Below are 11,606 nucleotides of genomic sequence, written 5' to 3' on the forward strand. Positions count from 1 at the left end.
AAAATTTAAACATTCAGCAGGAGATATTCACGCTCCCACGGACTAATTACTTCCATAAAAGTTTCAAACTCTTGTCGTTTGATTGCAGCATAAGTACTGACAAACACATCCCCTAAAATAGCATGTATTGCTGTATCTTGTTCAAACAAATTAACTGCCTCAATGAGTCCACGCGGTAACTCAATATTATCAGCATTCACATTATTTGTCGTTGGCTCATCTGGCTCAATTTTTTGCTGTAAACCAATGAGACCACACGCTAAAGAAGCTGCAAGAGCTAAATAAGGATTCGCATCTGATGAAGGAAGCCTATTCTCGACACGCCGCGCTTGAGGAGCAGAACGAGGAACACGAAAAGCTGTCGTCCGATTATCATATCCCCACCGCAAATTAACAGGAGCCGAATTATCAGGTACAAGACGTCGATAAGAATTCACGTAAGGCGCAAGCATCACAAGAACCCCTGGCATATGTTTTTGCAATCCACCAATAAAATGCCGAAAACAGACACTTTCTTCACCATTCTCCTGTGTAAAAATGTTCATACCCGTTTTCTTATCAACGACCGATTGGTGAATATGCATCGCAGAACCTGGCTGCCCCTGAATGGGTTTTGCCATAAATGTCGCATACATATTATGTTTCAGTGCTGCTTCACGAATTGTTCGTTTAAACATAAAAACTTGATCCGCTAATTCAATAGGATCACCATGACGTAAATTGATTTCAAACTGACCTGCTCCTTCTTCATGAATGAGTGTATCAATTTCCAATCCTTGTGCCTCTGAAAAATGATAAATATCATCAATCAAATCATCAAATTCATTCACACCAGCAATTGAATAGCCTTGCCCTCCACCAATTGAACGCCCAGAACGACCAACCGGTGAAACTAAAGGGTAATCAGGATCGGGATTTTTTTGTACCAAATAAAACTCAATTTCTGGTGAAACAACTGGTTTTAAACCCATTTTTGTGTAAAAATGAACCACCGTTCGTAAAACATTGCGTGGTGTATAATCCACAACCTGACCATTTTGATACACAAGATCACAAATCACCTGTGCCGTAGGAGCATCTTCCCATGGCACAATGCTTAATGTAGAAAGATCAGGCTCAAGGCGTAAATCACCATCTGCTTTAGGATATTCAAAACCATGACCATCTTCCGGATAATCCCCTGAAATTGTTGCCATAAAAACTGCTGAAGGCAATGCCAATGATGTTTCCGATGTAAATTTTTTAGAAAGCATCATCTTACCCCGTGGAACTCCCGCTTGATCAGGCGTAATACATTCAATATCCTCTACCTTACGAAAAGAAAGCCATTGTGAAACCTGTTCCCAATTATTCACACCACGTAAACTTTTGAGAAAACGAGAGACAGGTTTAAAATTCTTACTTTTCGTTTGTTTAACATTTTTTACAGCCATAACATACCAACTTTAAAAACAATTAAGTCCTATTTTTATTGTATCAGCCCATGCATAAACGACACAAAAAAAATTTATCAACTGATATTTTTGAAGAATACTATAAGATTCATCAAGGTAAAAGAATTTTACGCTCAACAAGCTATCCTATCACCATCAAGCTATCCTATCACCATAGTGAAAATTGGTACTGCACGCGATACATCGGTCGAACCTTCTCCTTATATAAAACAGTGCGAAATACCATAGGGAACATAACCTAATTCCGATTCAAATAATCATATACAAGCAAACATTGGCGAGAATAATAAAGGCGAGATATTTAATTTCCTTTTGGTTGTAGCAATGCTTAATTAAAAGAAAAGAAACTTTTTTAATATGAAGCAAGTTTTGTAACTCTATTGTTATCCACATAGAAGTAAACACCCTAGGATGATGAGTAGCCTTTACAGCTAGTGCTTACAAACACTCACCCCGCCATAATATGCGTAAATGTATTTTCAGGATAAGTCATACGCTCAACATTTCCGACATAAAACTTAACCATCGCCTGCATAACAGAGCTATCAACCTTGTTCTGAGCGGGATGGTACGACTCTGCACTTATATCAATTCCCACCGCTTGACATTGCACTTCGCACACAATATTTAGAGCTGAGAATCCAGTAGAGTATACCAAATCCAATAGATAGGATTTTTTGCTAATTGCGCCATGCGTGATTCAACATTTGATAATCTCCAGCCCACTAAGAGGTGTGTTATTTATATCTCAAAAGCCCAAAAATCAGGATATGAAAACACAATAATATCAATTTTCTTTGAACTAACGTCCTTCATCGTCGATCTTCCACCATCGTAAAATCTTTTTTGTATCAGTTGCTTTCACATACTTTGACTTATGATCTCGTGATACTGTGCAGACCGAGCACACGCCCCCCATGCAAATGCACCCTATTAAGCCTAATCCTATTGGATTCTAGCAAAGACAATGCAGCACGTAACTTCGTCGCAGTCATACCAAAACGCGATCTATCCCCGTTTGCCAGTACATGACACAATCTCAATGAGATTTTAGGTAATATGTCAAAATGGCGAGCAAGAGCGATGATGTCATGTCATTCGATAATATTATCACACTGGACATTTATATGTTTTCTAATAGATAATTCTATCTCTTCTCGAAGTTTTACAGAGATATTAAAATCTCTACCTTTAAAACCATCTTTTTGCGCTAATGATATTTCATAACCAGACGCAAATTCCAAGACCCAGCAACATAACAATGATGTCCCGCACGTCCATTAAAATACCCTGCTTTTTCTCGCTCTAGGCATTCATAGCCCGACCACGTAAAACAGGGTACCAATTACAATATCAGACCATAAGACTGCAAGAGAAAGTTCTTTTATATTTTTATCTTTCCATTGCCTCTTAAACAAGCTATCCTGTTCATATAAGAAGTTATATGTATAATACATATAACTTCTACAAAAGGAGGATTCATTATGTTCCGTGAAAGTCTTTGGTAATACACTCGAGCGATTGGATAACCAATCGCCCGTCAATAATATAGTGCGAGTTAAGAAATTGGGGGAGATAAGCTATGCAACTCGTGGATCATCCTTTTGTGAAATTCAATCAACCCAAGCCGATTTACAACTTCACATATCCGCTATTTCGCACTATTTCAAATGAATTTTACAATTACCTAGACTTTAATAAACTAGCGCACAGTAAGCAGATTCCACAAGCGCGTACCATTTCTCTTTATTTGCATATTCCCTTTTGTGAAACCATCTGTTCCTTCTGTCCCTTTCAGAAAGGGGCCTACAAGCACGTTAAGCAAATCGAATCTTATATTTCAGCGCTTACCACAGAGATCAGAGCCAAAGGAAATTTCATTCGCTCGCTTAAAGGGCCCATCCGCAGCATCTATATAGGGGGCGGCACACCGTCGCTCTTGTCCGCAGATAATATCCGACACATCGGAAAAGTATTGCATGCCGAATTTGAGCTCTCTTCCTTAGCCGAATTTACACTGGAAAGCGAACCGAAGAGCGTCACACGTGATAAACTTTATGCTGCCCGTGAGATCGGCGTTAACCGGATCAGCTTCGGTATACAGAGTTTCATTGAGCGTTTCCGATCATTGTTTAACCTCACCTCAACACGTGAACAAATCAACAATACCGTGGCTTGGTCACAAGAGATAATTGGACATGTCGGTTTAGACCTACTATATGGCATACACAGCCAGCAAGCCGAAGAACTATTATACGATTTGAAGCAAGCCAGCGAGCTTCACCCTGAAACCATCAATCTCTATGCAATTAACAATCTGGCTATCACGTCGCAACTGCATAAGTCTTACGCACAAAAAGGGCTTAAACCGTCCAGCCTACAGCATCGACAGATGCTTCGCTTATTTAGCGACATCGTTATGCGCAGCTGCGGCTATGCGCCGTGTAATGGACATTCCTATATCAAAATTGCCAATAACACTCCTCTAACGCTCGCTAAAACGAGTTCAGCTAATTATTTCCGCTATCACAAATATTTGCATGGTTATCATGACGATTATGTGGTTGGATTCGGAGCGTCAGCACTGTCGATTCTCGGCTCACTCGTCACACGAGCCAATCCCAGTCGAAGCGGATACATTACCAACATACAACTTAAAGGCAAATCCAAAGTATACTACAATTGGGTATCAGCAGAGCAACAAGCCTCCAAGGCTTTGTGTATGAGGCTACCTTATAACGGTTATGCCCAAAAAGAAAGAATTGACTGGACCGCACTCCCCTCTTTCGTTTACAATAACCTACAACAGCTCATAGGTGCAGGTCTCATCGCAGAAAGTGATAACGATCTCCAGCTGACTCAGCGTGGTTGGCAATGGTATTCCAACCTTATGTATTTTCTTCTACCTCAGGCAGATAGGAATATCTTGGACGGCTATGTCGCAAACATGCTGAATACAACCGCCGTACTTGATGGAACAGTGGAAACCTGTGTGGCATCTTAAGGAGAACAGAATGTTCACGCTTTTTTCCAACAAGAACATACGCTATTTTTGCCTAACCGTTAGTCTGCTCGCCTTACTCAGCGGTGCTTTGCGCACTGCCATCCCGCTATTAGCAAGACAATCTGGATATGGCGTAGTCGGAGTAAGTTGGGCGCAAGGTCTCTTCTCATTAGCGTGGCCAATTTTCGGCATCCTTGCAGGCGTTTTACTTGATCGCTGCGACAAAATAAAACTTGCCACCTCAGCTCTCCTCATCTTCACGCTACTGCATATTGTCCTGTTCATACTGCTCATGATACAGATTACTCCAGCCGAACAAATTTTCTTCTATGCAACCATTGCTGGATTCATCGTCGTTTCTGCCGAAGCTTATATAATGACGATTCCACCACTTATCATGGAGGGAGAGCGATTGATGACCTTCTACTCTATTGTCTTGTTTTTAGATTTCGGGGTCTCCTATTTTCTTGCCCCTGTCATAACAAGCAGCATTTTAGCGCATAGCACACTGCTATTTCTCGGCCTGTTAATCGTGCTTTTTATCGCATTGATTTTTACCGCTCGCCATGCTGTTCCGACATCGCCAACACCTGATAAAGAAAACATCACTTTCCGTTATATCATTGCCGGCTTTCGTTTCATTTTTTCAAATTGGCATCTTACCTCCCTTACATTACTCACATTCTTTCTATCGGTGGTATTTGGAGCATTCCTAACCTCATTCATCTTCTTCGTTACCGACAGTCGGTATCTGGGCCTACATAGCAGCCAATATGGCGTGATGTTTGCAGCCTACGCACTTGGAACAATGGCAGGTGCCCTATTTGCGCCGCGTATACGCTATGCACCGGTGCGCCTAGCTGTTCTCACTGACGGTTTAGGAACGGTTGTCTTACTGCTGATTCCAGCCTTTTCAAAAAGTGCTGTCGTCGTATGGGGCGTCACCTTTATCGCTGGCATTGGAGCAAGCTTATGGTTTATTGGTGTTACCGCCTTCAGGCAGCGCCTCACACCAAAGCAACTTCTCGGGCGAGCTAATTCTGCTTTTCGGGTGATAGGCTATGCTGGAACGCCGGTCGGAAGCTTTTTGGTCGGCGTCCTTGGTTCTTTTATATCATTGCAGTTTGCTGCCACCTTTATCGCTGGGCTCCTATTGGTGGCTATCGCGATAACGCTTCCATTTCTTTGGCAGGCTGATCATATAAACACACCCAATCCTGCCACGAGGTAACAGCTGCTTTTTAAAAAAAAGACACGGTCAAAAAGGCACACATACCCTATTACGCAATCGATTGATCTGTTCTTTGGACGAGAAAATTATCACCATAGTGGCTGATAGAGCCAGCGGCACTATAGAAGCAGCCAAACAAACGCTAAAGACAAAACAGCCCCTTTACGTTGCATTGGGCGATGGTCCAACGCCTATATGAAGGATGCAGAGAGCTTATAGCGCACAGAGCGCAATTCTTAACTAAAAACTCCGCCCTAGCAATGCCCACTTATACTCCAGTTAATCCGTCACCCGCTGGACATCAAATGCCTCACCCCTTTACTGCTCCTCAAAATACATTTTGCTGCACTTACGCGCCGTATTCTTCCTTTGTAATCAAAAGAGCAGCCCTCCTTTCCTAGTTTAGGATCTTTGCCTACACAACGCAGCAACAGATGCGACCATATATGCAATCACGCCTTAGGACCTGCATAGTAGAAAGCTTAGTTCGAGAGATTCATAAAGCCTATATCCCAATAAATTTTCCACCCAATCCACCTTTTAAAAGGGCGGCTTTATATAAACCGTTAGAGCAAGCTATGAAATCCTTAGGTGTATTAGAAATAATTGGCGGTTTTACCTCAGACCAATGTTGATTGACTTTTACTCGTGCATATACGCAAGCGGTGCTACTCTTTTCTCAGATAGAAAGGACATAACCGTTACCATCTGACCTATTATTGTTTGAAAATAAAGAAAAAGTATCAGTGTGACTAATGATATTGAAGAGCTATCTCATTATGTGGCTGTACTTAATTACGGCATTGGGAAGCTAGTCACGTAATCACCCCCTTCTGCGCGCGCCTTCTGCATGATATTCATAAGATTTTATTACGCGGTAAACGCAGTACGTCCAAAAGCCTTGGCGAATTTCGCAAAGCACAAAATTAGCTTGTCGGTACGCAACTAAAGACAGCGTCATTCGTACCGCCCACTCCTACCACAGCCCCCCTACTCTCTCTACTACCATCCCCCGCTTAGAATCGCGCCAACTCATCACCGGTGCCTCGTTAAACACCACACCAGTCTCAAGAGCGGTAAAATGCGCCTTGCCGCATTTAATCTTCAGCATTTCTTTAAGGCGCAAATCAAACTCGCTATTCGTTCCTTTTGTTTCCAGCACAAAGTAAAGCTTTTGTTCGCCATCCCGCTCTAAAAAAAACCACCCAATCAGGCGTGTAAGAGCCAATGGGAGTAGCTATTTTAAAACTTCTTTGCAGTTTAAAAAACAATCTTACATTAGAGTCGTTATCGAGATTTTGCGCAAACTCTTTCTCAATACGGCTCTCACAAATCACATGATCATAAAGACTTTTCTCATTGACCACCGCCGGCCATATGATCGCCTTTTCTGACCTAATTTTACAGATGTGGAATCAATCTTATTGTGATGCGCACATCCAGAGATTATTTTATCCTCTGCATTAGAACCAAAAACATGAACAATACGCAGAGGCTTCGGTAAGAAGGCCAACCGCTCAATCTCAACCTACACGAAAATGCATGTGCAGGCGAATTCCCCCATAATATGCAATATTTCAAGCACGTCCATAGTGGTACCCCTTTTAAAAATTGTGCCTATGGCTTATAATAATCTCCAAGATACACATTTAGCCCTTATCTGAAATAACTCGATTTTGGATTGATGAGAACGAAAACGCGCTGCAATAATCACGTTATTTAGCCCTAATGACCGGCACACGGAAGCCAACAGTCCTGCACCACCAACGACTAAATAACGGTATTTCCTATCATTTTTGATCATATCCTCCACCCTTATTGTTTAAAAATATATATTTCATCAACAAGATGTGCGCAGCGAGCCCGTACATTTACGCTGCTAAGTCTCCATGTACGGTTTTCATTCTCAAACGCAAAACCATCTTTAGCTGAAGCAACTTGATATTGCAGAGCTTGTCTATAAAGCGTATGCACAACTGGTACCAAATATTTACATGACAGTAGCGCATTTTTTGCTGTACTGCCATGAGAGCCCAAAAAGCATCACAATCTAAATTATCAAAAGCGTTCTTCAAAGTCTCTGAATAAGACCTGTGATAAACAGGGCTTGCAAGAATAACATCGTCAGCGTCTGCGATTGTTTTGACAAATGTATACACTTTAGCATCGCAATGGTAATAACTTATAAAAACAATAACTTTTTTAAATGACTCCTCAACGGCGTATGAATATAAGCACGTTTTTTCTCGTCATTTTTTAAGGTATTAAACTCTTCCAATCTACCGAACTTACTCTTAAATTGTAGCCGAATGATTTTAATAAACCCATATTATTTTAAAAACTCAACAAATAATATTGAGACTACAATCAAAGACACTTCTTTTCAATATTAAGCAAGTTTTGTAACCTATATTGTTATCTCCATAGAAGTAAAACAGCCTCTATGGACGATGAGTAGCTAAGCCTTCACAGCTAGTGCTTTACAAGCGCTTTTATAACACTCACTCTGCCCCAAACATAGGATTGCATTTTATTAAATAACCCACGCGCATATAATTAAAGATAGAAACGATTAAGCTTGCACCAATCATGCCAAACCAATAGCCAATAAAGCCATATTCAAAAAAATGCGCCATTAGCGCTCCCCCAAATAGGCCTAACCCCCAATAACTTATTGCTACAACAATTGTTGACCAAAACGTATCAAGCAAACCCACAAGTATGCCATTGAGCATAGCTCCTAAAGTGCCAAAAGAAAAAGACAATAAGATGAACGGAAGCAACTTCCAAGAGAAAACAATAACGCGTTCTGAAGAAATATTAAAGATGGTTGTAAGGATAAATTCATAAGAGAGATAAACAATCCCTGATAAAAATAAGACATAAGCTACAGCAAAAACTGTGACACTCATACGCAACTGTTTTAGAGCCATATTATTCCTATCTGCTCTATACCACGCTGCTATTGTCGCGGCTGCGCTGGAAATCCCCAAAGCCACCACAGAAATAAGCATATCGAGACGCATCCCTATCGTATGTGCAGCCAAAGATTCGACCCCATAAGCCGTAATCATAAATGCAATGACCGAAGGAAAGCCTTCCGCAATAAGAATACGTATACCAATGGGTAGCCCTACTCGCAGCAATTTTATTATTCGTGAAATCTCTAACTTTGGTCTCAAATAATTAAAGCGAAAAGAATGAAAAGCAGAATTGCGGGACAAAATTATTGCCGCAGCGATAACAATTAAAATACGGATCAAACTGCTCGCAACTCCAGCACCAAAGACACCTAATCCGCTCGCAGAACCTATACCAAAAATAAGCGGCCAAGAGATAAAAAAATTCACGATGATAGCTGCAAGCATAACCCAGGTTAAAGGCTGTGGATTACCAATTGCTGACAGCAATCCCCGGCTATTCACATAAAGATAAAAAAACACCACTCCTATAGCAGCACCACTATTATATTCCTGCGCTATATTGGCAATTGTCCCATCTTGGCCGAGAAAACACAAAATATTCCTCGTGTTGAGTAAAATGATCGCACTCACCGTTCCAATCAAAAGGGAAAGCCCTATTCCTTGATCAAACCATGCCTTTAATGCATATCTATCTTGTCTACGAAAACTTTCCGCAAGTTTTGGTGCAACCGCGGTAATAATACCTAGCCCAAACAACATAACAAAACTAAATATACTCAGAGCTAACATTGTACCACTCAAGGCTTGCACGCCTAAATGCGCTACAAGCGCTGCTTCTGTGAAGGAAATCATCATCTGAGAGATAAACCCAACAGCCAGTGGCATGCCAAGAGATAGCAATTGCTTCATCACAACAAACATTGTGAATACCCTTCCATATTGAAAAGTGTATGAAGCTCGGATCTTTTAAACAAAACAATTGATTTGTTCCGTAAAATCTTTCCATCGCAAGTCTTGTGTAAAAGATGCATAATGAAAACGCATTAAGGTAAGAAGAGAAGCGCAATGCGCCTTATTGTTTTTTTTGGAATGCCATGCGTTTTTTGTACAACATTACACCCCCAAGCAGTTATAGTCGGTGATACAATACTCTTAGCAAGCGTTTGTTCATCTTGCACATCCATTTTCAGTATTTCCAATAAAATTTTTTGGTACGGTTGGTGGGATTTGAACCTACGACCTCTGGTGCCACAAACCAGCGCTCTAACCAACTGAGCTACAACCGCATAAAAAGAAAATGTATCATAACTGTTCACGATTTTGTAAACATTTATCCTTTGCTTATGTGACATAAGGAAAATCAACAAAGTTTGCAAGCCCCTTTAAAAAAATCTCGCAATTTTTTGTGAAGAAAAAAGCGTTTTTTACAAAGGAAATTTTGCCCAATGCTCAAGACTATGATCACGATAGCTTTTTATATTATCAACTCCATCTTGTTGCATCATCTGCAAAATCTCTTGCAGAATAGTTATGACAAGATCTGGACCTTCATAAACCATCCCACTGTATAATTGAATCAAATCTGCACCAGCTTTTACTTTTTCCAAAGCAGTTTGTGCGTCCTTTACACCGCCAACACCGATAATTGCAATCTCCTTCCCTAACTTTTGACGCATTTTTGCAAGCACAATAGTAGAACGTTCAAAAAGTGGACGTCCAGAAAGCCCTCCCTCTTCATTGCTGAGGTGACTATTGCTAAGCCCCTGGCGTGAAAGAGTTGTGTTAGAAACAATCAGCCCATTAAAATTAGAAAGCTTTATTTCTTCAGCAACATCATCTAATTCTTTCTCTGATAAATCAGGAGCAATTTTTAAAAAAATGGGAATGGAGAATCCATGCTTTTTCTCTTGCTCATTTCGCACTTGCGAAATTGCACTCAACAAAAGATGCAAACTGTCACGGGCCTGTAAATCACGTAAGCCTGGTGTATTAGGAGAAGAAATATTAACCGTAAAATAATCAGCAACATCATAAAAATGAGCAATACCAACAGTATAATCACCAATCTTATTAACCGTATCCTTATTGGCTCCAATGTTAACGCCTACAACACCAGTTTTTTTACACGCGCGCAATCTGTTGTAAACAACTTGATGTCCATCATTATTAAAACCCATTCTATTAATAATTGCTTCATCTTCTTTTAAACGAAAGAGTCGTGGTTTAGAATTTCCAATCTGAGGCTTTGGTGTCACTGTCCCAATTTCTGTAAAACCAAATCCTAAACGAAAAACACCATCCACAACCTCTGCATTTTTATCAAACCCCGCTGCAAGACCAATAAAATTTTCAAACTCAAGCCCAGCAACAGTTACACACAAACGTTTATCGATAACCTTTTGACAGCCATTTAATCCACTTTTCAGCCCGAGAATCGCTAAACCGTGTGCTTGCTCTGGATCCAACATAAATAAGGCAGAACGGCCAATACAACGAAAAAAACTCATCAATCCTTCTCCACAACATAAAAATGATCCATCGCACCTCACCTATATCTTTTAACACAAAAGATTACCAATCAAAGAGAGCATATTATCCAAATAATACTGCTCTCTTCTATAAGAAACTTCAGCATAAAAATCCATTAATAACCATACACATTTATATTGATGCATACCGTGTAAAAACTTTTTATTCTTTAAAAAACGTTTCTCTTTTTTGCTACTGTTCAGAGATAAACTTTCAAACCTAAACCTTATAAAATGCAGCACAAATTGAGACATCAATGGCTCTTCACCAAAGCCTTTCTCTTCTTTCTTATAGGTAAGCTTATACCCCCCTTTAAAAGGCAAAAAAATTATCTCTATTCTCAAAGTTACTTTGTGTAATATCATATAATATATTGATTTTAATGACAATTAATCGTTGTTCATATTGAATGAGAATCCCGAATATCGTAAGATTGTCTCATTTCAAATCTGTTTATCTTGAAT

General features: G+C 40.2%; 9 protein-coding genes, 1 tRNA gene and 1 pseudogene. 3 read left to right on the forward strand and 8 right to left on the reverse strand.

Features of this window, described 5'->3' with window-relative positions:
* Positions 1-5: 5 nt before the first annotated feature.
* Complete coding sequence (locus tag ACFILZ_RS02570; protein ID WP_375606455.1) at positions 6-1,433, reverse strand: glutamine synthetase family protein; 1,428 nt, start codon at positions 1,431-1,433, stop codon at positions 6-8.
* A 469-nt stretch (positions 1,434-1,902) separates the two neighbouring features.
* The gene (locus ACFILZ_RS02575) at positions 1,903-2,118 is read right to left on the reverse strand and encodes a class I SAM-dependent methyltransferase (protein ID WP_375682330.1); all 216 of its coding nucleotides are present in this window, start codon (positions 2,116-2,118) and stop codon (positions 1,903-1,905) included.
* A 918-nt stretch (positions 2,119-3,036) separates the two neighbouring features.
* Here ACFILZ_RS02575 and ACFILZ_RS02580 point away from each other — a divergent pair.
* From ACFILZ_RS02580 to ACFILZ_RS02590, 3 genes are all read left to right on the forward strand, one after another.
* Positions 3,037-4,458: a coproporphyrinogen-III oxidase family protein gene (locus ACFILZ_RS02580; protein ID WP_375610060.1), complete on the forward strand. Its 1,422-nt coding sequence runs from the start codon at positions 3,037-3,039 to the stop codon at positions 4,456-4,458.
* 10 nt (positions 4,459-4,468) lie between these two features.
* Positions 4,469-5,689 (forward strand): MFS transporter, encoded by a 1,221-nt coding sequence (locus tag ACFILZ_RS02585; RefSeq protein ID WP_375610059.1) that lies wholly within the window; start codon positions 4,469-4,471, stop codon positions 5,687-5,689.
* 61 nt (positions 5,690-5,750) lie between these two features.
* Positions 5,751-5,888: a hypothetical protein gene (locus ACFILZ_RS02590; protein WP_375682331.1), complete on the forward strand. Its 138-nt coding sequence runs from the start codon at positions 5,751-5,753 to the stop codon at positions 5,886-5,888.
* A 777-nt stretch (positions 5,889-6,665) separates the two neighbouring features.
* On the opposite strand, the pseudogene ACFILZ_RS02595 reads toward ACFILZ_RS02590, so the two are convergent.
* From ACFILZ_RS02595 to ACFILZ_RS02620, 6 genes and pseudogenes are all read right to left on the reverse strand, one after another.
* Positions 6,666-7,056 (reverse strand): annotated as a pseudogene (locus ACFILZ_RS02595) (hypothetical protein).
* A 504-nt stretch (positions 7,057-7,560) separates the two neighbouring features.
* Complete coding sequence (locus ACFILZ_RS02600) at positions 7,561-7,848, reverse strand: NADPH-dependent FMN reductase (protein WP_375610057.1); 288 nt, start codon at positions 7,846-7,848, stop codon at positions 7,561-7,563.
* 342 nt (positions 7,849-8,190) lie between these two features.
* A complete protein-coding gene (locus tag ACFILZ_RS02605; RefSeq protein WP_375610056.1) occupies positions 8,191-9,534 on the reverse strand; it encodes an MATE family efflux transporter in 1,344 nt (447 codons plus the stop codon).
* 288 nt (positions 9,535-9,822) lie between these two features.
* Positions 9,823-9,899, reverse strand: a tRNA-His gene (locus ACFILZ_RS02610).
* Positions 9,900-10,037: 138 nt separating this feature from the next.
* On the reverse strand, positions 10,038-11,120 hold the full coding sequence (locus ACFILZ_RS02615) for a quinone-dependent dihydroorotate dehydrogenase (RefSeq protein WP_375609059.1): 1,083 nt from the start codon (positions 11,118-11,120) through the stop codon (positions 10,038-10,040).
* Positions 11,121-11,171: 51 nt separating this feature from the next.
* Positions 11,172-11,465, reverse strand: a complete 294-nt coding sequence (locus ACFILZ_RS02620) for a hypothetical protein (protein WP_375606464.1) — start codon at positions 11,463-11,465, stop codon at positions 11,172-11,174.
* Positions 11,466-11,606: the final 141 nt, after the last annotated feature.

This window comes from Bartonella sp. AP40SXNS, assembly GCF_042195825.1.
Classification (GTDB): Bacteria; Pseudomonadota; Alphaproteobacteria; order Rhizobiales; family Rhizobiaceae; genus Bartonella.

Bases quoted from the DNA above. Each gene is read 5' to 3' on its own strand.
- ACFILZ_RS02570 (WP_375606455.1), bottom strand. From the start codon at position 1,433: ATGGCTGTAAAAAATGTTAAACAAACGAAAAGTAAGAATTTTAAACCT.
- ACFILZ_RS02580 (WP_375610060.1), top strand. From the start codon at position 3,037: ATGCAACTCGTGGATCATCCTTTTGTGAAATTCAATCAACCCAAGCCG.
- ACFILZ_RS02585 (WP_375610059.1), top strand. From the start codon at position 4,469: ATGTTCACGCTTTTTTCCAACAAGAACATACGCTATTTTTGCCTAACC.
- ACFILZ_RS02605 (WP_375610056.1), bottom strand. From the start codon at position 9,534: ATGTTTGTTGTGATGAAGCAATTGCTATCTCTTGGCATGCCACTGGCT.
- ACFILZ_RS02615 (WP_375609059.1), bottom strand. From the start codon at position 11,120: ATGAGTTTTTTTCGTTGTATTGGCCGTTCTGCCTTATTTATGTTGGAT.